Annotated in this window: 20 protein-coding genes; 8 read left to right on the top strand and 12 right to left on the bottom strand. The window is 75.3% G+C overall.

The window, feature by feature from the left end:
• Positions 1-269: 269 nt before the first annotated feature.
• The 3 genes from BMZ16_RS15280 to BMZ16_RS15270 are packed head-to-tail and all read left to right on the top strand — an operon-like array spanning position 270 to position 4,971.
• Entirely contained in the window at positions 270-1,268 is a 999-nt protein-coding gene (locus BMZ16_RS15280; protein ID WP_089801938.1) for an AAA family ATPase, read from the top strand.
• Positions 1,268-2,509: a DUF58 domain-containing protein gene (locus tag BMZ16_RS15275; protein WP_089801936.1), complete on the top strand. Its 1,242-nt coding sequence runs from the start codon at positions 1,268-1,270 to the stop codon at positions 2,507-2,509. Before BMZ16_RS15280 ends, BMZ16_RS15275 begins: the two co-directional genes overlap by 1 nt.
• Entirely contained in the window at positions 2,506-4,971 is a 2,466-nt protein-coding gene (locus tag BMZ16_RS15270; RefSeq protein ID WP_089801934.1) for a transglutaminase TgpA family protein, read from the top strand. The genes BMZ16_RS15275 and BMZ16_RS15270 overlap by 4 nt, the downstream gene beginning before the upstream one ends.
• Before the next feature lie 234 nt (positions 4,972-5,205).
• Here the strand turns inward: BMZ16_RS15270 and BMZ16_RS15265 are convergent, their stop codons facing one another.
• Complete coding sequence (locus tag BMZ16_RS15265; RefSeq protein ID WP_089801932.1) at positions 5,206-5,595, bottom strand: DUF3040 domain-containing protein; 390 nt, start codon at positions 5,593-5,595, stop codon at positions 5,206-5,208.
• Positions 5,596-5,744: 149 nt separating this feature from the next.
• The gene (locus BMZ16_RS15260; protein WP_255366722.1) at positions 5,745-6,173 is read right to left on the bottom strand and encodes an SAV_6107 family HEPN domain-containing protein; all 429 of its coding nucleotides are present in this window, start codon (positions 6,171-6,173) and stop codon (positions 5,745-5,747) included.
• 177 nt (positions 6,174-6,350) lie between these two features.
• On the opposite strand from BMZ16_RS15260, the gene BMZ16_RS15255 reads away from it, so the two are divergent.
• Positions 6,351-7,277 carry a spermidine synthase gene (locus BMZ16_RS15255; protein ID WP_089801930.1) on the top strand — a complete coding sequence of 309 codons (927 nt, stop codon included), beginning with the start codon at positions 6,351-6,353 and terminating at the stop codon, positions 7,275-7,277.
• 82 nt (positions 7,278-7,359) lie between these two features.
• On the opposite strand, the gene BMZ16_RS15250 is transcribed toward BMZ16_RS15255, so the two are convergent.
• From BMZ16_RS15250 to BMZ16_RS15230, 5 genes are all read right to left on the bottom strand, one after another.
• Positions 7,360-7,563, bottom strand: coding sequence for a cold-shock protein (locus tag BMZ16_RS15250; protein ID WP_089801928.1), 204 nt, complete (start codon positions 7,561-7,563; stop codon positions 7,360-7,362).
• Positions 7,564-7,848: 285 nt separating this feature from the next.
• Positions 7,849-8,793 (bottom strand): PAC2 family protein, encoded by a 945-nt coding sequence (locus BMZ16_RS15245; protein WP_089801926.1) that lies wholly within the window; start codon positions 8,791-8,793, stop codon positions 7,849-7,851.
• Between the two features lie 84 nt (positions 8,794-8,877).
• Entirely contained in the window at positions 8,878-9,315 is a 438-nt protein-coding gene (locus BMZ16_RS15240; RefSeq protein ID WP_089801924.1) for a response regulator, read from the bottom strand.
• A 2-nt stretch (positions 9,316-9,317) separates the two neighbouring features.
• Complete coding sequence (locus BMZ16_RS15235) at positions 9,318-10,922, bottom strand: sensor histidine kinase (RefSeq protein ID WP_089802188.1); 1,605 nt, start codon at positions 10,920-10,922, stop codon at positions 9,318-9,320.
• Positions 10,919-12,076, bottom strand: a complete 1,158-nt coding sequence (locus tag BMZ16_RS15230) for a PP2C family protein-serine/threonine phosphatase (protein WP_255366721.1) — start codon at positions 12,074-12,076, stop codon at positions 10,919-10,921. The genes BMZ16_RS15235 and BMZ16_RS15230 overlap by 4 nt, the downstream gene beginning before the upstream one ends.
• 283 nt (positions 12,077-12,359) lie before the next feature.
• Here BMZ16_RS15230 and BMZ16_RS15225 point away from each other — a divergent pair, with 283 nt between their 5' ends.
• Together BMZ16_RS15225 and serA are read left to right on the top strand one after the other, a co-directional pair.
• Complete coding sequence (locus tag BMZ16_RS15225; protein WP_089802186.1) at positions 12,360-14,609, top strand: HelD family protein; 2,250 nt, start codon at positions 12,360-12,362, stop codon at positions 14,607-14,609.
• A 141-nt stretch (positions 14,610-14,750) separates the two neighbouring features.
• Positions 14,751-15,950 carry a phosphoglycerate dehydrogenase gene (serA, locus tag BMZ16_RS15220; RefSeq protein WP_089801920.1) on the top strand — a complete coding sequence of 400 codons (1,200 nt, stop codon included), beginning with the start codon at positions 14,751-14,753 and terminating at the stop codon, positions 15,948-15,950.
• 142 nt (positions 15,951-16,092) lie between these two features.
• On the opposite strand, the gene BMZ16_RS15215 is transcribed toward serA, so the two are convergent.
• From BMZ16_RS15215 to BMZ16_RS15205, 3 genes are all read right to left on the bottom strand, one after another.
• Complete coding sequence (locus BMZ16_RS15215) at positions 16,093-16,281, bottom strand: DUF5302 domain-containing protein (protein ID WP_089802184.1); 189 nt, start codon at positions 16,279-16,281, stop codon at positions 16,093-16,095.
• Positions 16,282-16,386: 105 nt separating this feature from the next.
• The gene (gene nrdR, locus BMZ16_RS15210; RefSeq protein ID WP_089801918.1) at positions 16,387-16,887 is read right to left on the bottom strand and encodes a transcriptional regulator NrdR; all 501 of its coding nucleotides are present in this window, start codon (positions 16,885-16,887) and stop codon (positions 16,387-16,389) included.
• Positions 16,888-17,076: 189 nt separating this feature from the next.
• The gene (locus BMZ16_RS15205; protein ID WP_255366720.1) at positions 17,077-17,427 is read right to left on the bottom strand and encodes a LysM peptidoglycan-binding domain-containing protein; all 351 of its coding nucleotides are present in this window, start codon (positions 17,425-17,427) and stop codon (positions 17,077-17,079) included.
• A 497-nt stretch (positions 17,428-17,924) separates the two neighbouring features.
• Between BMZ16_RS15205 and lexA the strand changes: the two genes are divergently transcribed.
• Both lexA and BMZ16_RS15195 read left to right on the top strand, forming a co-directional pair.
• The gene (gene lexA / locus BMZ16_RS15200) at positions 17,925-18,590 is read left to right on the top strand and encodes a transcriptional repressor LexA (protein ID WP_255366742.1); all 666 of its coding nucleotides are present in this window, start codon (positions 17,925-17,927) and stop codon (positions 18,588-18,590) included.
• Between the two features lie 109 nt (positions 18,591-18,699).
• Positions 18,700-18,972, top strand: a complete 273-nt coding sequence (locus tag BMZ16_RS15195; protein WP_089801914.1) for a DUF7218 family protein — start codon at positions 18,700-18,702, stop codon at positions 18,970-18,972.
• A gap of 102 nt (positions 18,973-19,074) precedes the next feature.
• Here BMZ16_RS15195 and BMZ16_RS15190 read toward each other — a convergent pair whose 3' ends face one another.
• Together BMZ16_RS15190 and BMZ16_RS15185 are read right to left on the bottom strand one after the other, a co-directional pair.
• Positions 19,075-20,079 (bottom strand): L-lactate dehydrogenase, encoded by a 1,005-nt coding sequence (locus tag BMZ16_RS15190; RefSeq protein ID WP_089801912.1) that lies wholly within the window; start codon positions 20,077-20,079, stop codon positions 19,075-19,077.
• A 75-nt stretch (positions 20,080-20,154) separates the two neighbouring features.
• Complete coding sequence (locus BMZ16_RS15185; RefSeq protein WP_369822635.1) at positions 20,155-22,314, bottom strand: ATP-dependent DNA helicase; 2,160 nt, start codon at positions 22,312-22,314, stop codon at positions 20,155-20,157.
• Positions 22,315-22,330 lie beyond the last annotated feature (16 nt).

Genomic DNA, 22,330 nt, shown 5'->3' with positions numbered 1-22,330 from the left:
GGCGCGCCCCGGAGCGCACCCGGAGCGGGCCCACGGGGACGAACCCGTGACAAGGCGGCATACCTCTCCCGCCGGGCACCGCGACGCACGAGCCGTGGTGGCCGTGGTGGAGGGATGTGGGGGGTGCCGCGGACCGGCGTCCCGGGGCCCCGGAGCACCGTCCGCGCACGTCCGGGGCACCGGCGCCCCGCGCACGGTGCGGGTGAACCTCGCCCCGCGGACGACCACTCATGCGTACTCTCGTTCCAGTCGCCGAGGGAGTCGTCCACATGCAGCCACTGCCGTCCCCGCACGAGCTCGACGGGCTCGTCGAGACCGCCACCCGCCTGCGCACCGGGATCGAGTCGGTCGTGTCCGGCCGCCCCGACCTCGTCCGGGTCTCGCTCGCCGTCCTGCTGGCCGAGGGGCACCTGCTGCTCGAGGACGTCCCGGGCGTCGGCAAGACCACGCTCGCCAAGGCGATCGCCCGCAGCATCGACGCCCAGGTCGGCCGGATCCAGTTCACTCCCGACCTGCTGCCCAGCGACCTCACCGGCGTCAACATCTTCCGGGCGCAGACCCACGAGTTCGAGTTCCGCCCGGGACCCGTCTTCGCCCACGTCGTCATCGGTGACGAGATCAACCGGGCGTCGCCCAAGACCCAGTCGGCCCTGCTCGAGTGCATGCAGGAGGCGCAGGCGACCGTCGACGGCCGCACCTACCCGCTGCCTCGCCCGTTCCTCGTCGTCGCGACGCAGAACCCGGTCGAGATGGAGGGCACGTACCCGCTCCCCGAGGCGCAGCGCGACCGGTTCATGGCGCGCCTGACCGTCGGGTACCCCAGCGTCGAGTCCGAGCTGGAGATGCTCGACCAGCAGGAGGACGCGGACCCCCTGGCGCGTATGCGTCCCGTGACGGATGCTGCCGAGGTGCAGGGGTACATCGACCTGGCCCGGCGGCTCTACGCGGCGCCGTCCATCAAGCGGTACATCGTCGCGCTCGTGACGGCGTCCCGCGAGGACAGCGGGCTGCGCCTGGGGGCGTCGCCCCGGGCCGCGATCCAGCTGCTGCGGGCCTCGAAGTCCCTCGCGGCGATGTCCGGGCGGGACCACGTCCTGCCCGACGACGTCCAGGAGCTCGCCGTGCCCGTGCTCGCGCACCGGCTGCTGCCCAGCACCGAGTCCCGCCTGTCCGGGCGCACGACCCAGGACGTGGTGACCGACATCGTGGCCCGCACCCCGCTGCCGAAGCCCGAGCCCCTCGCCCGGGCGCGGCGCGTGCTCGGCTGATGGACCGACGCCCGACGCCCCGCGGCTGGGCGCTCGCGGCGGCGGGCGTCGTCGGTATGCAGGCGGGCATCGGGCTCGGCTCCATCGACCTCGTGCGCGTCGGCCTGCTCCTGCTGGCGCTGCCGGTCGCCGCACTCGTCGCGGCGTTCGTCGTGGACGCCACCAGCGGCCGTCGAGGACTGACCGTGCACCGCGAGGTCCGCCCGGACCCCGTGCACGCCGGCCAGGACGCGGAGGTCCGCGTGGACATCCGCGCGACGGACCGCCCCGGCCGGGCCCGGCTCGCCGGGCTGCGCTTCTCCGAGCAGGCCGCCGTGGAGCTCTCGGGTGGCCGCAGCCTGCGCGCCCGGGTCGCCCGGGGACCCGACCACGCCACGGTCCGCTACCCCGTGCACGCCTCCCAGCGCGGCCGCTGGCCCCTCGGCCCCCTCGTGGTCACACGGACCGACATGTTCGGGGTGGTGCGGTCGCGCACCACCCTCGGGACCGAGTCCCACGTCGCGGTGTGGCCGGCGGTCGTCGCGCTGCCCGCGCCCTCGGACGTGCTCGTGGGCGAGCCCGACCGGGTCGCGCTCGGGGCGCGGACGCCGTCCACCGACGACGCCAACCTGCGCGACTACCGCGAGGGCGACGACCTGCGGCGCGTCCACTGGACGTCCAGCGCACGCCGCGGCACTTTGCTCGTCCGCTCGGACGAACGCGCCGGCATGCGTCCCGTGACGGTCCTGCTCGACCTGCCGGTCCGCGCCACCGCCACCGAGTGGACCATCTCCCTCGCGGCGTCGATGGCCCTGGCCATGCTCGACAGCGGCCACCCCGTCCGGCTCGTCGCGGCCGGCAGCACGACCGCGGCACCCTACGTGCACGCGCGCAGCGGCCCCGAGGCCCGTGCGGCCCTGCTGGACCTGACGCTCGACCTGACGCCGGCGCGCACCGCGAACGACGCCGAGGCCGCCGTGCTCGACGCCACCCGCAGGCTCGACACGTCGCGGACCGCCGGTGAGATCGTGCTGGCCGTGGTCGGCTCGATGTCGTCGGCCGGGTGCGGCGCGCTCGCGCACCTGGGCGACGCCGGGCAGGGCTGGGCCGTCGTGCGCGCCGACGGCCGGAACGCCGGGGGCGCCCGCGACACCCAGGTCACGGCCACCGCGCTGCGGCGCGCAGGGTGGCGCGTCGCGCAGGTGACGACGGGCGAGGACCCGGTGACCTGCTGGTTGCGCCTGCTGGGGAGCACCCGGTGACCGCCGGACCGGAGCAGGGCGCCCGTGCCGTCGTGGGGGCGGCGCTCTGCGTCGTCGCGACGTGGGCGGGGCTGCTCGCGCTCGCCGGGCTCGTCGCCGGACGTCGGTGGCTCCTCGTGGCGTACGTCGGGGTCCTCGTCGTGGCCGGCGCCACGGCCCTGGCACGGGCCGCCTCGCGACGCTGGTGGGTGCCGTCCGTCGTCGGGGCGCTCGTGGCGCTCGTGGGAGTCGTGCTCCGGTACGGCGCACCCCCCGGCCGCCCCCAGTTCCTGCCCGACCTCGACGCGGTCCGCCGCGCCTGGGCGACCGCACGCCAGGGCGTGGTCGTCGTCAACGACTCCCTGGTGCCGATGCCCGACGTCCGGCCCTCGGAGATGCTCCTGGTCGTCGGCGGCCTCGTGGTGTACCTCCTGGTGGACGCGGCGGTGCTCGGCCTGCGCGTCCCCGCGGTCGCCGGCCTGCCGCTGCTGGCCCTGTGGGTGCCGGCGATCGTCCTCGGGTTCCCCGCGGGTGCCGCCCCCGTGTTCTGGACCGCGGCGGCCTACCTCGCGCTGCTCGCCTACGGCGCGGCACCGCTGCACGCCCAGGCGGGCCGGGCGCGGCGCACCGCCACCGCTGCCGTGGCGGGGCTGGCGCTGGTCGGCTCGAGCGTCCTCGCCGGCCCGCCCCTCATGCAGCTGCCCGGCTGGGCGAGCGTCGCCCTGCCGACGTTCGGCGACGGCCCGATCGGCCCGCTGGAGCTGAGCGACGACCTCGACCTGCGCGAGAGCCTGGGCACACGGTCCGCGCAGGTGGTGCTGACCTACCGCGTCACCGACCCGGCCGCGGCGGACACGGCAGCGGCCGACACGGCAGCGGACGACACGGCAGCAGCGGCCGACACGGCAGCGGCCGACACGGCAGCAGCGGACGACGCAGCGGACGCCGCCGCCGCCGCGGGGTCCGCGGACGACGCAGCCGAGGCGTTCGCCGACGACGGCACCGGCACCGAGCAGGACGCCCTCGCGGCGCCCAGCAGCCCGGCCGGGCAGGACTCCGGGGCGACGCCGAGCGCGAGCCCCACCCCGGCACCGCCACCGGCGGTGGACGCACGCCTGGTCGGACCGTTGCGGGCTTTCACGATGGCGGAGTTCGACGGGCGGCTGTGGAACCGGACGGAGGCGGACGACCTCGCGCCGTGGGACCCCACGACGCTCCTGTCGTCCGACCCGCAGCTGCGCGGCACCGCACCCGATGCGGCCGCCGGCACGCTCGCCCAGGTCGAGATCGAGGTGGGGGCGCTGCGTGAGCGGCGCCTGCCGGTCCCGACCTTCCCCCGCACCGTCGCGGTGGAGGGCGCCTGGGGGTACGACCCGCAGCGCGACGAGGTGGTCGGTCGCCGCTCGACCGGGGCGGGCCTGTCCTACCGGATGCTGGTGCAGGTGCCGACGCTCACGGCGGACGACCTGCGGGAGACCCCGGTGGGCACTCCCCCGGACCTCGACCTGTACACGACGGTGCCCGACACGCAGCACCGCGACGACATCACGGCGCTGGCCGCCGAGGTCACCGCGGACGCCGACACGGCCTACGAGCGTGCGCTGGACCTGCAGACCTGGCTCCGCTCGACCGCCAACTTCACGTACGACACGCGGGTCCCGCCGGCCCGGAGCACCGACGCGGTCTGGGACTTCCTCGAGGACCGCCGCGGCTACTGCGTCCAGTTCGCGACCGCGATGGCGATGATGGCGCGCACGCTGGACATCCCGTCCCGCATCGGCGTCGGGTTCCTGCCTGGTCAGCGCGACGACGACGGTGCGTACGTCGTGACCGGACGGCTCGCGCACGCCTGGCCGGAGCTCTACTTCGACGGACTGGGCTGGGTCCGGTTCGAGCCGACCCCCGCCTCGCAGAGCGGACCGCCGCCGGCGTGGGCGGACCCCTTCACGGGGATCACCGCACCGGGCTCGGTGCCCGACGAGCTCGGGCGCGGCGAGCAGGACGCCCTGCCCAACACCCTGCCCAGCGCGGCGCCCAGCACGCCGGGCGCGACCGCCGAGGAGGAGTCCCCGTGGACGACCGTCCTCCTGCTCGCAGGGCTGGGGCTCCTCGCCGCGGGTGCCGGGCTCGCTGTCTACCTGATGTCCCGGCGCCGGCGTCGCGCCACCGTCCCGGACGACGCGTGGGTCGCGCTGCGCCGCGAGGTGGCCCGCATCGACATCCACTGGTCCGACTCGACCAGCCCTCGTGGCGCGGTCCGCCACGTGCAGCGCACCCTCGAGACGCGCACCGGCAGCGGCCTGTCCGGAGAGGCGCTCACCGCGCTGGAGAACCTCGCCCTGGCGGTGGAGCGGACGCGCTACGCGCCCACGCCGCCCGCCCACAGCGCCGACGAGCTGGACGGCTGGGTGCAGGAGGTCCGCGACGGGCTCCGTGAGCTCCTGGCGCAGGGCAGCGCCCGCACCCCGGTCCCCACCGGCTGACCCGGGTCCGGGGCCGGACCGGCGGGCGCGGCGGTGCAGCGCTCCGATGGCCGCCCGTCACCCGGACGCCCGCGCGACCGGAGCGCGGACACGGCGGTCCCGAGCCTCGGACCAGGCGGGCCGACGACGCTGCGACACGTGCGTCGGCGCCGACGCGTCGGGTCGTCAGGTGCGTCGACCCGTGTCAGAGTCCCCGCGCCGCGGCGGGTGGGGACGAGCGGTGTCGACGACGGGTCAGTGACCCTCGCGGCGGCGGTCCCACCGCTCCTCGAGCCGCGCCATGAACCCCTGCTTCCGGCCTGCGGCAGGCGCACGCCGCACGGCACCGTCGGCGCCGACGGTGCCCTGGGGCCCGGTGGGCTCGCCGCGTGGCGCGGCGAACGCGAACGCCACGGCCGCGAACATCACGACGAAGCCGGTCGCACCCAGCCAAGGCTGCGACGTCGCAGCCCCGACGACCAGCAGGAGCAGGCCGACGGCCGCTCCGACGCCGGCGATGACGTAGCGCGTGACGGGCCGGTGACCGCCCCGTCGCGTCAGCGTATTGGCGAGCCGAGGGTCGTCAGACGTCAGCTGGCGCTCCATCTGCTCGAGCACGCGCTGCTCGTACTCGGAGAGTGGCATCCCGACCCCCGTCGCACTCCGGTGGACTATGTGGCCTCAGGATAGATCGGCTGGCACCAAGGTGGTAGTCGAGCGACCGTCGGCAGGGCGATCATCATGCGGCACGGAACGGTGCCGACGCCACCACCGGGGCGGTATCCGCCCCGGTTTCACCTGACAATCGCGACCTGGCCCTCCTCCGAGGGCGCTGCATCGCTCGCGAGGGCGTCCCGGACCGCGTCGACCAGGTCCTCTGCCGCGCACAACGACCGCTCCGCACGGGCCTGGGTGACCGCCTCGAAACGCCCTGCGTCGACCGCGGCACGCAGCGTCGCGCCCTGGGCGAAGAGCGCCGACAACCGGTGCAGCTCGGGTGCGACCGCGTCGAGCATCCCCCACACGGTCCGCGGCGCACCGCGACCCGACGGACGCCCCCGGGCGGCGACGAGCGCCGCACCCGCGCGCAGGGCGGCCAGGTGCGCGTGGGAGAACATCTCCCACGGCTCGCCGGAGAACTGGGCAGCGAGCAGCTCGGCGTCCGCGCGCGCCAGGAGCTCCGCACTCTGCGGCGGAACCGTCGCTGCGTGCAGCAGGCTCACCCGTCCGACCATCGCCCGCACCTCCCGTCGCGGCGGTCCGTCCGCCTGGTCCATCTTCGAACACCTGTTCGAACCCGTCAACACCCGACCACCTCCTGGTCCCGCCGCCCCGGAGACCCGTCCTGCCCCGCGCCGCCCCGGTCCGCCCGCGGCGCCCTCACCACGTACGGTGACGGCGTGGCTGCCCGACGTCGTGACCCATCGTCCCGCCGACCACCGACATCCCGGTCCGCCCCGACGTCGCCCCCGTGGCCGGTCGGCCCCGTCCCCGTGGCCACGGGCACCGTGGAGGTCGTGCCCGAGCCCGGCCGTCCGCGCGCCGCCACCCTGCTCGTCAACGGCGTCCCGAGCTCGTTCGTCGACCTCGACGACCCGGGCCTGCTCGACTTCGAGTACATGCAGCAGGCGGCCGCCGTCGTCGAGGTGCTCGCCGACCGGCGCCCGGACCTGACCGTGCTGCACCTGGGTGCCGGCGGCTGCGCGCTGGCCCGTGCGCTGGCCCATCGGCACCCGGAGTCGCGCCAGCTCGCCGTGGAGCTGGACGGGGACGTCGCGCGCCTGGCGCGGGAGTGGTTCGAGCTGCCCCGTGCCCCGCGGCTGCGCCTGCGCACGGGAGAGGCGCGGGCGGAGCTGAGCGGGCTCGCCGACGCCACGTACGACGTGGTGGCCCGTGACGTGTTCGCCGGCGACCGGACACCCGACCACCTCACGACGGTGGAGTTCGCGCGCGAGGTGCGGCGCGTGCTGCGACCCGGGGGCGTCTACGTCGCGAACTGCGCGGACCGACCCCCCCTCGCCCTGGCGCGCGCCGAGCTCGCGACGCTGGCCGCCGTCTACCCCCACGTCGGCGTCGTCGCCGAGCCGGCGCAGCTGCGCGGGCGGCGCTACGGCAACCTGCTGCTCGTCGCCACCGACGACCCCGACCTCCTCGACGACGCCGGCCTGGCACGGACGCTGCGCACGCTCCCGGTCCCCGCGCGCCTCGTGGCAGGCGACGAGGTGCGCACGCTCACCGGTGCGGCCGCACCCCGGCACGACCCGCCGCCGACCGACGGGCCGGCACCGCCCGACGAGCCGCACCCGGCCCGCGACCCCGCCGGGTGACGGGCCCGGGCACGGCACAGGGTCGCACCCGGGCGGGTGCGACCCTGTGCGCCGCAGGTGCCCGGCCGAGGCCGGGCAGTGGTCACAGCGGGCGGACGTGCTCCGCCTGCGGACCCTTCTGACCCTGCGTGATCTCGAACTCCACGCGCTGACCCTCGTCCAGCGAGCGGTAGCCCTGCGTGTCGATGGCCGAGTAGTGGACGAAGACGTCGGCGCCGCCGTCGTCCTGGGCGATGAACCCGTAGCCCTTCTCGGCGTTGAACCACTTGACCGCGCCCTGTGCCATGTCCTGCATCCTTCTGTCCCACCGGGTGACCGCCGCGGACCGGTGCCCGTGGCGTGCCGCAGCGCCTCACGTCCGGCACCGGGTGGTGCGATCCCCGGCCAGCCGGGGACCCGATGGTTCCGCGCACCGCGCCCCGGGGGGCGAGGGGCAGCGGGCCGGTCGAGCGTCCGTACGCCACTGCAACGGTGAGCATCCTCGCACGTCGGGTGTGGCGTACGCCACGAAATCCGACGACTCCCGGGCGGGGGTCACAACGATCCGGTCACGACGGACGCGCCGCGCACCTCAGGGAGTGGGGCCGTCCCCGCCGCCCTGGTCGGTCTGCTCGGCGAGGAACCGCTCCAGCTCGGCGCCGATCTCCTCGGCGGTCGGCAGGTCGGTCGCCTGCGCCAGCAGGCTCGTGCGCCCGACGCTGCGGGTGAACGCGTCGTACTGCTCCTCGAGCGCCTGCACCACCGCAGCGACCTCGGACGAGCCCTCGACCTGCCGCTCGACCTCCTGCATCACCTCGGCCGCCGCCGGCTCGAGCGAGGAGAGCCCCAGGTCGAGACCCGTGGCCCGCTCCACGTGACGCAGTCCGGCGAGCCCGGCCGCAGGGAACGACGACTGCGCGAGGTAGTGCGGCACGTGCACGGCGAACCCCATCGCGTCGTGGCCGGACTCCCCCAGGCGCAGCTCCAGCAGCGCGGACGCGCTCCCCGGCACCTGCACCGTGCCGAACATCGACGTGTGGTCCGCCACGAGCTCGGCGCGGGTCGCGTGCGCGGTCACCGACACGGGCCGCGTGTGCGGCACCCCCATCGGGATGCCGTGCAGCCCGACCACCAGCGGGACGTCGAAGCGCTCGACGACCTGGCGGACGGCGGCGACCCAGCGCTCCCACTGCAGGTCCGGCTCCAGGCCGTGCAGGAGCAGGTACGGCACGCCCTGCGCGTCGCGCAGCAGGTCGACGACCAGCTCGGGGGCGTCGTAGTCGGTCCAGCCGGAGTCGAACGTCATCACGGGGCGCCGGCCGCGGTAGTCGACGAGCTGGTCGACGTCGAAGGTGACGAGGCGCTGCGCGTCACCGAGGGCGGCGAGGTGGTCCGCGGCGACCTGCCCGGCGTGACCGGCGTCGACGAACCCGCGCACGGCGTGCACCAGCACGGGCCGCGCACCGCGCCGCGCGGCGTCGTCCACGCTCGCGGCGACGTCGGGGTCGACGTCGTAGATCTCCCGGGGGTCCAGCATCGCTCTCCACTCACCTCTCGTCGTGGTGTCGAGCGGTACAACACCGCCGCGGGTCGGCCTCTTCCCGGCCTGCGGCGGTGTCCGTCAGCGACCGGGCAGCCGGACGACCTCGACGAAGAACTCGTCGATCTGCCGCACGACGTCGATGAACCGGTCGAAGTCGACCGGCTTGGTGACGTACGCGTTGGCGTGCAGCGAGTAGCTGCGCACGACGTCCTCCTCGGCCTCCGACGTCGTCAGGACGACGACGGGGATGGCGCGCATCGTCTCGTCGGACTTCATGGCCTCGAGCACCTCGCGCCCGTCCATGCGGGGCAGGTTGAGGTCCAGCAGCACGAGGTCCGGCGTGGGGGCGTCGGCGTGCTCGCCCTCCTTGCGCAGGAACTCCAGGGCGCTGACCCCGTCCGCGACGACCGAGAGCCGGTTGCGCACCTTGTTGTGCTCGAACGCCTCACGCGTCATGAGGACGTCGCCGGGGTCGTCCTCGACCAGCAGCACATCGATGACCTTCTGATCCGACACTGTCAGCTCCGTCCTTCGTCCCCGTCACCGGGGGTCTCGTCGTCCGCGACGGGCAGGGTCCACCGGATCGTGGTGCCCTCGTGCTCGGTCTCGGGGATCCAGATGCGACCGCCGTGGAACTCGACGATCTTCTTGCACAGGGCCAGGCCGATGCCCGTCCCCTCGTAGAGGTCCTTGGCGTGCAGGCGCTGGAAGATGACGAAGACGCGCTCCACGTACTGCGCCTCGATGCCGATGCCGTTGTCCCGCAGCTCGATCTCCCACGCGCCCTCGACCCGGTGCGCGCTGACGTGCACGCGCGGCGGGCGGTCCGGGTGCCGGAACTTCACCGCGTTCCCGACGAGGTTCTGGAAGAGCTGGACCAGGAGGGGCTCCTCGCCGCGCACCACCGGTAGCTCGTCGTGCGTGACGACCGCGCCGGACTCCTCGATGCGCTCGGAGAGCTGGTCCTGCGCGCGGGCCAGCGCGGCCGCCAGGTCGACGTCGACGACCTCGCCGCCGACGCGCCCGACACGGGAGAACCCGAGCAGGTCCTGGATGAGCCGCTGCATGCGCTTGGCGCCGTCGACGGCGAAGTCGATGTACTGGTCGGCCCGCTCGTCGAGCTGGCCGCCGTACCGCTTCTGCAGCAGCTGCGTGAAGCTCGCCACCTTGCGCAAGGGCTCCTGCAGGTCGTGCGAGGCGACGTAGGCGAACTGCTCGAGGTCGCGGTTGGACCGCCGCAGCTCCTCCGCCTGCTCGGTGAGCCGCTGGTGGGCCTCGGCGATCTCCTCGCGCGACGACCGGAGCTCGGCCAGCTGCGTCACCAGCCCGAGCCGCATCTGCTCGACGTCGGAGGCCAGCTGCTCGATCTCCCCCGGGCCCTCGACGCGCACCACGTGGCCGAGGTCGCCCTGGGTCACGGCCCGGGTCGCCTGCCCGAGGTCGGTCAAGGGCAGCAGGATCCAGCGGCGCAGCGCGAACGACAGCGAGACGCCCATCGCGACGGCGCCGGCCACCAGCAGCAGCACCAGGGCGCCGGTGGCCGCGGTCCAGGTCTCCAGCTCGGCCACGGCCGTCGCGCGGTCCTTGCGGAGCTCGGTGAGGTACGCCTCGATCGCGCTGCGGGCCTCGTCGAACAGGACGCGCCCTGCCTCGACCTCGGTCGCCGAGACCGCCTCCCCGCCCTGGTTGCGGACCTGCGCGATGATCGGCTGGGCGAACTCCGTGTGCCACCGGTCCGCGGCGTCCGCCGCGGCGCGCGCGTCGGCGACCAGCTCGGCGTCCGGGGTGGTCTGCGCGAGCTCGTCCGCGAGGACCGTGAACGTGACGTCCGCCTCGCGCGACCGGTCGTACGGCTCGAGCGTGATCTCGTCACCCGTGAGCGCGAACCCGCGGACCGCGGTCTCGGCGTCGACGAGACGGACGTACGCGGAGTCGGCGCGCGTGACCGCGTCGAAGTACACCTCGGTGACCTCGTGCTGGGACGTCAGCGCACGGGACAGCACGAACCCCGCGACGACGAGCACCAGCCCCAGCAGCGCCCCGGTCGTGACGAGCAGCGCGGTCAGGCGTCGGCGCAGGGTGCTCCCGGTCCGTGCGCCCGCCGTGGTCGCGGCGGCGCTCACCCGTCCCACCCGATGAGCACGACGGCGGCGTCGTCCACGAGGTCGCCCCCGTGGCGAGCCCGCACGGCCGACAGCATCCGCCCCAGGACCGGGTCCTCGTCGGGGCGCACCGCCCCGTCGGACTCGGCCGTGCCCAGCACGGTGCGGTCGGCCACGTCGAGCAGGCCGGCCTTGCCCAGCCGCTGCGTGCCGTCGCCGACCGTGGCCTCCAGCAGGCCGTCGGTGTAGAGCAGGACCCGCCAGGAGTCCCCCAGGTCGAGCCGCTGGCGAGGCCAGCCGCCGCCCACGGGGATGCCGAGCGCCCGACCGCGGGCGCCGGACGGCAGCAACGTCGACGGCGTGCCGAGACGCAGCGGCACGGGGTGCCCGGCGAGGTAGAGGTCGGCGGTGCGCCGGTCCGGGTGCACCGCGAGCATCGAGACGGTCGTGAAGACCTCGGGTCGCGCGCGCTCGGCGGCGAGCACACGCTCCAGCAGGCCCAGGATGTCGTCGGCGGCGATCCCCGCGAGCACGAGCGTGCGCCACGCCGTCCGCAGGGTGGCACCGAGCGCAGCCTCGTCGGGCCCGTGGCCGCAGACGTCGCCCACCATCGCCAGCACGGTGCCGTCCGGCCGCTCGACGACGTCGTAGAAGTCGCCGCCGAGCAGACCGTCACGGCCCGCCCGGTAGCCGACCCGCACCTCGAGCCGGTCGTCGCTCACCGCGGGCGTCGGCAGCAGCGCCCGCTCCAGGCGGGTCGTCTCGGCCGCGCGCACGAGGCTGCGGTAGAGCGCCCGGCCGGTGTCCTCCAGGCGGCGGCGCTGCACGGCGTAGCGCACGGCACGGGCCAGCAGCTGCGCGTCGACGTCGCCCTTGACCAGGAAGTCCTGGGCGCCGGCGGCGACCGCCTCGACCCCGGCGTCCGTGCCGGTCAGGCCGGTGAGCACGACGACCGGCGGTGCGCCGGCGGCCAGCACCCGCTGCAGCGCGCTCAGCCCCATCGCGTCCGGCAGGCCGAGGTCCAGGAGCACGCAGTCCGCGTCGAGGTGCAGCAGCGCCTCGTCGACCGTGCGCACCCACACCGTCTCGTGCGGCAGGCCACCGTCCTGCAGGTGCTCGCGCACCAGGACCGCGTCGCCCTCGTCGTCCTCGACGACCAGGATGCGCAGGGGCACGTCGTCGTCCCCGGGTGCGCCGGACCGCACGTCCTGCTCAGGCGCCACAGAGCCGTGCACATGCGTCCTTCCGTCGGTGTGGACGCACTGTAAGCCAGGGGGACCGCTTCCGGCTGGTCGCACCACTCCCGGATGAGGTCACGGTCGCGTGACGGCGCGCCCGGTGCGACGGGGGCGCGGGGTCGCGGATAATGGACGGCCGCCCGCGAGGCGGTGCGTCCCGCGTCCGTGCGGGGCGTGGCGACCGGGCGTCCGTCCCGGCGTGACGGGGGTGTCCGCACGCGTGGCAGCGATCGACAACGAGCTGGCCGGTGAGCAGCAGGTCGTCGACGGCCTGTACGGGCGCCTCGACACGCTCCGCGCGCAGGCGCGGCGGCGGCTGGCAGCCGTGCGCCGTGCGGGACCGTCGGGCTCGCCGCAGAACCGCTCGGAGCGCGACGCGTTCGCCACGCTGTACGAGGACCGGGTCGCGCAGCTCGAGGCCGTCGAGGACCGGCTCGCGTTCGGCCGTCTCGACCTGCACGACGGGGACCGCCGCTACATCGGGCGCATCGGGCTGACGGACGAGGAGCAGACACCGCTGCTCACCGACTGGCGCGCACCCGCCGCGCAGGCGTTCTACCGCGCGACCGCCGCGCACCCCGACGGCGTCGTGCGCCGCCGCCACCTGGTGACCGCGGGACGCCGGGTCACGGGGCTCGAGGACGACGTGCTGGACCTCGACGCGCTCGTCGCGCAGGGGGTCGACCCCGCGTCGCTGGCCGGCGTGTCCGGCGAGGGTGCTCTCCTGGCCGCGCTGGGCGCCGCCCGCACGGGGCGCATGGGCGACATCGTCGCCACCATCCAGGCCGAGCAGGACGCGATCATCCGGTCCCCGCTGGCCGGTGCCCTGGTCGTGCAGGGCGGCCCCGGCACGGGCAAGACGGCGGTCGCGCTCCACCGCGCGGCCTACCTGCTGTACGCCCACCGCCGGCTGCTGGAGCGTTCCGGCGTGCTGCTGGTCGGGCCGTCGCGCACGTTCCTGCACTACATCGACCAGGTCCTGCCGTCCCTCGGCGAGACCGGCGTCGTCACCGCGACCCTGGCCGACCTGTTCCCGGGCGTCGAGGCCCGCGGCACCGAGCCCGACGAGGTCGCCCGGCTCAAGGGCAGCACCGTCATGGCGGAGGTGGTCGCCCGTGCGGTGCGGCAGCGCCAGCGGGTGCCGCAGCAGCCCACGCGCGTGCGCATCGACGGGCGCACGGTCGTGGTGCGCCCGCAGGACGTCGCGTCCGCGATCGCCCGCGCCCGCCGCCAGCACCGCCCGCACAACCTGGCGCGCGTCACGTTCGTGCGCGACATGCTGGGCCGCCTCGCGGAGCAGTACGTCCAGCAGCTCGGCGGGGACGTGGCACCGGAGGACCGCGCCGAGATCGTCGAGGACCTGCGCACGACGCGCGAGATCCGCGTGGCCCTCAACCTCGCCTGGATGCCCCTGACGCCGCAGGGCCTGCTGCGGGACCTGTGGACCAAGCCGCACCGCCTGGAGGCGGCGGCACCGGAGCTGTCGCCCCGGGAGCGCGCGCTGCTGGCGCGGCCGGCCGACGCCCCGTGGACGCCGGCGGACGTCCCCCTGCTGGACGAGGCGGCGGAGCTGCTCGGCGAGGACGACCAGGCGGCGCGTGCCCAGGCGCGTGCCGAGGCCGAGCAGCGTGCGGCCGACGTGGAGTACGCCCGGCAGGTGCTGCGCAGCACCGGTGCGGGCGACCTCGTCTCGGCCGAGACCCTCGCAGGACGGTTCGCCGGCAGCGGCCCGTCGCTCACCACGGCCGAGCGCGCCGCGGCGGACCGTGCGTGGACCTACGGGCACGTCGTGGTGGACGAGGCGCAGGAGCTGTCCGCCATGGCGTGGCGCGCCCTGCTGCGACGGGTCCCCACGCGGTCGCTGACGATCGTCGGCGACGTCGCGCAGACCTCGGCCGCCGGCGGCACGCACGAGTGGGCCGCGATGCTGGACCCGCTGCTGCGCGGGTCGTGGCGGTTGGCCGAGCTCACGGTGAACTACCGCACCCCCGCCGTCGTCGCGGACGCGGCCCGCCGGGTGGCGCTCGCGGCCGGGCTGCCGGTCAGCCCCCAGACCTCGGCGCGCGACGTCCCCGACGCGCTCACCTGCACCCGCGTCGACGACGCGCACCTCGCGGCGACCGCCGCCGAGCGCGCCGACGCGCTGACGGAGGAGGTCCGCGACGCGGCCGGTGCCGGACGGGTCGCCGTGGTGGCCACGCCGGAGCGCGCCGCGCAGGTGCGGGCCACGCTCGTCGCGGCCGGGCGCGACGTCCCCGCGGGCGACGCGGTGGACCTCCACGCGCCGCTGGTCGTGCTGACGCCGGGCCAGGCCAAGGGGCTCGAGTTCGACGTCGTCGTGCTCGTGGAGCCCGCGGAGGTCCTCGCCGCCTCGGCCGGCGACCTGTACGTGGCCATGACGCGTCCGACGCACGCGCTGCACGTGCTGCACGCCCGGGACCTGCCCGCGGGGTTCGCCGGGCAGCCCTGAGCCCGACCGGCGGGTCGCCGGTGGACCTCGCCGCTCGCGGCCCCGGGGCACCGCTCCCCCCGGGCACCCGGTGTCCGGGCGGCGGCGTCCCGGCCCTCGGGACGGCTTTGGTCCACGCCGCGGACGGGAGCACCATGAGGCGTGCCCACCGCCCTGCTCCTCGAGAACCTCCACCCGCACGCCCGGACCATCCTCGAGTCCGCCGGCTTCGACGTCGTGACGCGCACCGGCGCGCTCGACGAGGCCGAGCTCGTCGAGGCCCTGGCCGGTGTCCAGGTGCTGGGGATCCGGTCCAAGACCGACGTGCCCGCCGAGGTGCTGGCAGCCGCCCCCGACCTGGAGGTCGTGGGCGCGTTCTGCATCGGCACCAACCAGATCGACCTGCAGGCCGCCGCCGGCCACGGCATCGCCGTGTTCAACGCACCGTTCTCCAACACACGGTCCGTCGTGGAGATCGCGATCGCCGACATCATCTCGCTGACGCGCCGCCTGACCGTCTTCGACAAGGAGATGCACGCGGGCGTCTGGAACAAGTCGGCCACCGGCGCGCACGAGGTGCGGGGCCGCACGCTCGGCATCATCGGCTACGGCAACATCGGCACGCAGCTGTCCGTGCTCGCCGAGAACCTCGGCATGTCCGTCGTGTTCTACGACACCGCCGAGAAGCTGGCGCTCGGCAACGCGCGCCGTATGGACACCCTCGACGAGCTGCTCGAGGCCGCGGACGTCGTCACGCTCCACGTCGACGGGCGGGCGGGGAACGCCGGCATGTTCGGCGCCAAGCAGATCGCCCGCATGCGGCCCGGCTCGATCTTCCTCAACCTGTCCCGCGGGTTCGTGGTCGACTACGCCGCGTTGCGCGACGCCGTGCTGTCGGGCCACGTCGCGGGCGCAGCGGTCGACGTCTTCCCGACCGAGCCCAAGCGCAAGGGCGACCCGTTCGAGTCCGAGCTGCGGGGCCTGCCCAACGTCATCCTCACGCCGCACACCGGCGGGTCGACCGAGGAGGCGCAGGCCGCCATCGGCCAGTTCGTCGCCAACAAGGTGCGCGACTACCTGGCGACCGGCTCGACGAACCTGTCGGTGAACCTCCCGAACCTCGCGCTCGACCAGCGCCCGGACGCGCACCGCATCGCCTACCTGCACCGCAACGTGCCGGGCGTCCTGGCGACGATCAACGCGACCCTCGCCGAGCACGGCGTCAACATCGAGGGCCAGCTGCTCGCCACCCGCGGCGAGCTCGGCTACGTGGTCACCGACGTGGCGTCGCCCGTCCCGCAGGAGGTGGCCGACGTGCTGCGCGGCCGCCCGGAGTCGCTGCGGCTGCGCCTGCTCGACTGAGCGGGCCGGACGCCCGTCCGTGCCCGCGGGCCCGGACGGCGACGTCCGCGCCGACGACGCCGGGGGACGCAGAGGACGACGCAGGGGGCCGCGCAGCAGATGCTGCGCGGCCCCCTGGTGCTCGCTGCCGGTCCCGGACCGGTCAGGCCGAGCCGGACTTGCGCTGGAACCGACGCTGGACCGGCCCCGCCGTCTCCGCGCCGTGGACGGCGCCGGTGTTGCGGCTGCCGTCCGCACTGCGGTGGCCCTGGGCCTTCTTGTGCTCGAGCGCGGCCCGGAACTTCTCCTTGGCCTCGTCGCTGACTGCCGACGGCTGATCGTCCTGGGTCATGTGCATGTCCTCCCGCTCGCCGGCGTGGTCACACCGGCGGTCCCAGCGTGGTCGACCGCGGCCGTCCACGCCAGCCCATTCCTGCGGGGCACGCCGGACGGCGGGTCAGACCCCGCTCGGCGGCGGCCCGGAGGGTGCGTCGCCCTCGCCCTCGCGCGCTCGGTGCTCGGCACGCAGACCCGAGATCGCGGTCTCGAAGTCCTCCAGGGAGTCGAACGCCTGGTACACGCTGGCGAACCGGAGGTAGGCGACCTCGTCGAGCTCACGCAGCGGACCGAGGATCGCCAGGCCGATCTCGTAGGCGTCGATCTCGGCCGAGCCGGACGTGCGCAGGCTCTCCTCGACCTTCTGCGCGAGCAGCGCGAGGTCGTCCTCGCTCACGGGTCGCCCCTGGCACGCCTTGCGGACACCGTTGGCGATCTTCTCGCGGCTGAACGGCTCGGTGGCACCGGACCGCTTGACCACGGACAGGCTGGCGGTCTCGACGGTGGTGAACCGACGGTGGCAGCTCGGGCACTGGCGGCGACGCCGGATCGAGGACCCGTCGTCGGAGGTGCGGGAGTCGACCACACGGGAGTCGGGATGCCGGCAGAAGGGACAGTGCACAGCGGACCTCTCGGCGTGGCGCAGATGACGTCCGCCTCGACAGTGCCGCGCGGACGCACGCGACGCTAAGCGGTACGGCCTGCCGCCGCAACATCCCTGCCGCCGACGGGGCGCGATGGGCGCCGCCGGCGGCCCGCGACGGCCGGTCCCGCCCGGCCGCGTGACGTTCCTGCACCCCTCACCGTGCGCTCAGCGCGCCGGCACGACCACCGTCTGGCCGGCCTGCACCCCGCCGGAGGGCAGCTCGTTCAGCGCCATCAGCTCGAGGACGACGTCCCGCACGTCCTGACCCGGCGAGGCGGCGTCCGCGGCGATCCCCCACAGGGTGTCCCCGGGTGCGACCACGACGCGCCGCACCTCGGGCGCGGCCGCGGTCCCGTCGGCCCACGCCCCGGCGGCACCGCCGACGCCGAGCGCCACCACCGCAGCCAGCGTCCAGACGACGACCCGGCCGCGGCGTGTCAGGTGCAGCGTCGACGAGGACCCCGTCGGCTGAGCAGCACGCGGGCGCGCGCCCTGGACCACGGGTGCCGGACGCACCGGACGAGCACCTGCTGTCGCTCGCACCGTCCGTGACGTCGTCATCGCGGTCATCCTGCGCTCCTCTCGTCGTCGACCCCGGTCCTCGGCCTCGGCCAGGAAACCGGCGTCCATCCGCCCTCGTCGAACACCTGTTCGTCGAACGCTTGTACGATGTCTACCAGACCGGACCGACACGCGTCGAGACACGATCGAACAGATGTTTGATCCGTCCACCCCCCGCCCCTAGGGTGAGTGCTGCGACGAGTGCACCACCGACCTCCGACATCGCCCCGGCGACGTCGGAGGCGGCGACCGTCGCCGGAGCTCGTCCCCCCGAGGGCGAGGGTCGGCGCGGGTGGCGGCGCCCGGCGCACGCGGGTCCCGCCCCGGGCCCCGCGTCGACCGACGCAGGAGGCGCAGTGGACGTGCAGCACGGCTCGACGACGCAGGCCCGGGGGCGGGCCGCCGCCGCGGCTGCGTCCCCCACCGACGCCGAGGAGGTCCCGGGCGACGGGCTGACGACGCGGCAGCGCCTCGTCCTGGAGACCGTGCGCGCCTCGGTCGAGCAGCGCGGCTACCCGCCGAGCATGCGGGAGATCGGTGACGCCGTCGGGCTCACCAGCCCGTCCAGCGTCAAGCACCAGCTCACCGCGCTCGAGCGCAAGGGCTACCTGCGGCGCGACCCGCACCGACCGCGCGCCATCGAGGTCGTGCAGCCGGACGACGCGCGCAGCGTCGCACGCTGGGGCGCCCGCACGGACGGCCCCGCGCCCGACCCCGAGCTGCCCGAGCGCGACGGCACCCCCGCCCCGTCGTACGTGCCCGTCGTGGGCCGGATCGCCGCCGGCGGGCCGATCCTCGCCGAGCAGGTCGTGGAGGACGTCTTCCCCCTGCCGCGCCAGCTGGTCGGGGAGGGTGAGCTCTTCCTGCTCAAGGTGGCCGGCGACTCGATGATCGACGCCGCCATCTGCGACGGCGACTGGGTCGTCGTGCGTCGTCAGCCGGTGGCCGAGAACGGCGAGATCGTCGCCGCGATGATCGATGGCGAGGCGACGGTGAAGACCCTCAAGCGGGCCGACGGCCACGTCTGGCTGCTCCCCCACAACCCGGCCTACGCACCGATCGACGGCGACGAGGCCACCGTGCTCGGCCGCGTCGTCAGCGTCCTGCGCAGCCTGTAGCGCCCGCGCGGCCGCCCGACCGCGTCGCCGTGCGGCGGGTCGCCCGCCGCGCGAGGCTGTGGCCGTGCGCCGGACGTCCCGGCGCACGGCCAGCCCGCAGGGAGGAACCATGCCCGCACGTCGCGACCCCGGCCCCAGCGTGAAGGACCCCGAGCTCTACGAGGAGCTGCGGGACCAGGGCAACAGCAAGGAGAAGTCCGCGCGCATCGCCAACGCCGCGGCCGCCCGCGGGCGTTCGGCGGTCGGCCGCGCGGGTGGCCGGTCGGGCGACTACGACGACTGGACGCTCGCGGACCTGCGCCGACGCGCGGCCGAGATCGGCATCGAGGGCCGCTCCGGCATGCGCAAGGCCGAGCTGATCAGCGCCCTGCGCTCGCACTGACGCCGCGGCACGCCGGGGCCGGCCCTCGCCGCCCGCCCGAGCAGGCCACCGGCCGTGCCCGGCGGCGGTGCCCTGCCGGGCGGCGGGGGACGACGTCCGGGGTCAGAAGCCGAAGCGGCGGGCGACCGACCGGACGGCCTCCGCCGAGCGCCGCATCCCCATGATCTCGTCGGAGGACATCGGCACCTCGAGCCGCTCCAGCACGCCGGCCGCGCCGACGATCGAGGGCACGCTGAGGCAGACGTCGGACATGCCGAGGTACTGGTCCAGCAAGGAGGACACCGGCAGGATCCGCCGCTCGTCCTTGAGCACGGCCTCGATGATCCGCGACCCCGCCAGGGCGATCGCGTAGTTGGTCGCGCCCTTGCCCTCGATGATGCGGTAGGCGGACTCGACGACCTCCCGCGCGATGGCGTCGCGGACCTCGCGCGTCAGGGGGCCGTTGCCGCCCGTGCCCTCCCAGTCGAGGATCGGCACGGCCCCGATGGTCGACGAGCTCCACAGCGGGATCTCGGTGTCGCCGTGCTCCCCCGCGACGTACGCGTGCACGTTCTGCACCGCGACGCCGGTGTGCCGCGCGATGAGGTACCGCAGCCGCGAGGAGTCGAGCACGGTGCCGGACCCGAAGATCTGCCCGGGCGGCAGCCCGGAGATCTTCATCGCCGCGTACGTCACGACGTCCACCGGATTGGTCACCATCACGTAGACGGCGTTCGGTGCGACCTCCACGATGCCGGACAGCACGTTCTTGACCAGGGAGATCGTCGCCTCGGCCAGATCGATGCGGGTCTGGCCGGGCTTCTGCTTGGCGCCCGCGGTGAACATGACGATGTCGCAGTCCGCCATCACGGCCACGTCGTCCGACCCGATCACCTCGGCCATCGACGTGAACTGGATGCCGTGCGACAGGTCGAGGACCTCCGCGTCCACCTTCGCCCGGTTGACGTCGAGCAGGGCCACGGTGCGCGCCGCACCGCGCATCAGGGCGGCGTAGGCCATGGTCGAGCCCACCGCACCCGCGCCGACGATGCCCAGCTTCGACGTGCGGCGCGGCACGGACGGCGTCGTGCTCAGGGCGTACTCATCGCCCTCGATGGCGTCGACCATGGTGTTTCCCCTCGTCACGGGCGTCGAGCCGAGCACGGGGCGCGCACGCCCGGTCCGCACGCCCCAGGCACGAGGCTAGTCCGAACCGGCGAGCCGGCGCAGCGCGGCGAGCACCACCTCGCGGTCGGTGGTCCGCCAGAACGGCGGCATGGACCGCTGCAGGAACTCGCCGTAGCGCGCCGTCGCCAGCCGCGGGTCGAGCACCGCGACCACCCCCCGGTCCTCCCCCGAGCGCACCAGCCGCCCCGCACCCTGGGCCAGCAGCAGCGCGGCGTGGGTGGCGGCGACGGACATGAACCCGTTGCCGCCCGCAGCGGCCACCGCGTCGGAGCGGGCCGAGCGCACCGGGTCGTCGGGACGCGGGAAGGGGATGCGGTCGATGACGACGAGCCGGCAGGCCGGGCCCGGCACGTCCACGCCCTGCCACAGGGAGAGCGTGCCGAACAGGCACGTCGGCTCGTCCGCCGCGAACCGTGCGACCAGCGTCGGGAGCTGGTCGTCCCCCTGCAGGAGCACCGGCACGTCCAGCCGCTCGCGCATCGCCTCCGCCGCGACCGTCGCCGCCCGGCGGGACGTGAACAGGCCGAGCGTGCGGCCGCCGGCCGCCTCGACCAGGGTGGCGATCTCGTCGAGCTGGGCGTCCGTGGCCGGCTCGCGTCCCGGCGGCGGGAGCCGGCGCGCGATGTAGCAGATGCCCTGGCGCGGGTAGTCGAACGGGCTGCCCACGTCGAGGCCGCGCCAGCGCAGGACCTCGTCGCCGGCCGGTGGCGGCTGCGTGCCGCCGGGCGCGGGGACGCCCGTCGTCGCGGCACCGGCCACGGCCTCCGGCCCGACGGGTGCCGCGTCCGGGCGCACCGCCAGCCCCACCGAGCGGGCAGCGGGGTCGAACGAGCCGCCGAGCGTCAGCGTCGCGGAGGTCAGCACCGCCGTGCGCCCCGCCAGCAGGTTGCTGCGGACCAGGCCCGCCACGGCCAGCGGCGCCGCGTGCAACCGCGTCGTCGTGACGCCGCGGCGGTCCTCGCCCCGCGCGCACCACAGCACGGTCGACGCGTTCTGCTCGGGGTCGGCGGCCATCCGCTCGGCGACCTCGAACAGCAGGAGCATCGCGGAGTTGGCCATCTTGCGGCCCCCGTCCGCGGCGTCGCGAGCACCCGCCTCCGGCTTCAGGGCCGTCAGCAGCGTGCGCGCCGCGTCGCGGACGGCGGCGACGGCCAGGCGCACGTCCTCCGGCAGCCCGCGGGGGAACCGACCCTCGGGCAGGGGCACGATGACACTGGCGAGGTGCTGCCCGGCGGTGTCCAGGTCGGTGGTGGGGACGCCCCCGTGGCGCCGCGCCATGCGCGCGGCCTGCTCGATCGCCGGCAGGGACAGCTCGGCCGTCGCCTGCGCGGTGACCCGGTCGGCCAGCTCGTGCGCCTCGTCGACGACGACCACCTGGTGCTCCGGCAGCACACCGGGCGAGCCCGACGCGGCGATCCCGAGCATCGCGTGGTTCGTCACGACCACGTCCGCCTCCCGGGAGCGCGCCCGTGCGGCCTCCGGGAAGCACTCCGCGAGCATCGGGCACGTCCCGCCGAGGCACTCCATGGCCGTCACGGACACCTGCCGCCACGCACGGTCGGACACGCCGGGGACGAGGTCGTCGCGGTCGCCCGTCGTCGTCTCCTCCGCCCACTCGCGCACGCGGACCACCTGCTCGCCCAGCGACTCGCGCACGGTGTCGCCGTCCTCGACCACCGGCGGGTGCTCGGCGGCACCGGGCCGCTCGGGGACGTCGAAGAGCGTGCCCTGGTCGTCGGACGGGTAGCCGCCGGCGACCTTGTGGACGCAGAGGTAGTTGTGCCAGCCCTTCAGCAGCGCGATCTGCGCCTGGCGCGGCAGCCGCGACGCCAGGGCCGTGGTGACGAGCGGCAGGTCGCGCGTGAGCACCTGGCGCTGCAGCGCCAGCGTCGCGGTCGACACCACGACGCGCTCCTCGGCGAGCACGGCGTGGCGCACGGCGGGCACGAGGTAGCCGAGCGACTTGCCCGTGCCGGTGCCGGCCTGCACGAGCAGGTGCTCACCGGTACGCAGCGCGTCGGCCACGGCCTGCGCCATCGCGTGCTGCCCGTCGCGCCGCCCGCCGCCGAGCGCCCCGACGGCCAGGTCGAGCAGCTCGTCGACCTCCGCGGCCCCGTGCGCGGCGCGGGAGCCGTCGTCGGTGTCGGTCGACGAGGCGGGTCGGGGGTCGGGCACCGCGTCAGCGTAGTCG

This window comes from Cellulomonas sp. KH9, assembly GCF_900114185.1.
Taxonomy (GTDB): Bacteria; Actinomycetota; Actinomycetes; order Actinomycetales; family Cellulomonadaceae; genus Cellulomonas.
The sequence above is the reverse complement of the archived record's forward strand: the minus strand, read 5'-3'. Positions and strand labels throughout refer to the sequence as shown.

Coding starts and splice junctions, on each gene's coding strand:
- BMZ16_RS15280 (WP_089801938.1), top strand. CDS start 270: ATGCAGCCACTGCCGTCCCCGCACGAGCTCGACGGGCTCGTCGAGACC.
- BMZ16_RS15275 (WP_089801936.1), top strand. CDS start 1,268: ATGGACCGACGCCCGACGCCCCGCGGCTGGGCGCTCGCGGCGGCGGGC.
- BMZ16_RS15265 (WP_089801932.1), bottom strand. CDS start 5,595: ATGCCACTCTCCGAGTACGAGCAGCGCGTGCTCGAGCAGATGGAGCGC.
- BMZ16_RS15250 (WP_089801928.1), bottom strand. CDS start 7,563: ATGGCACAGGGCGCGGTCAAGTGGTTCAACGCCGAGAAGGGCTACGGG.
- BMZ16_RS15245 (WP_089801926.1), bottom strand. CDS start 8,793: ATGCTGGACCCCCGGGAGATCTACGACGTCGACCCCGACGTCGCCGCG.
- BMZ16_RS15215 (WP_089802184.1), bottom strand. CDS start 16,281: ATGACCCAGGACGATCAGCCGTCGGCAGTCAGCGACGAGGCCAAGGAG.
- BMZ16_RS15195 (WP_089801914.1), top strand. CDS start 18,700: ATGCCCGCACGTCGCGACCCCGGCCCCAGCGTGAAGGACCCCGAGCTC.
- BMZ16_RS15190 (WP_089801912.1), bottom strand. CDS start 20,079: ATGGTCGACGCCATCGAGGGCGATGAGTACGCCCTGAGCACGACGCCG.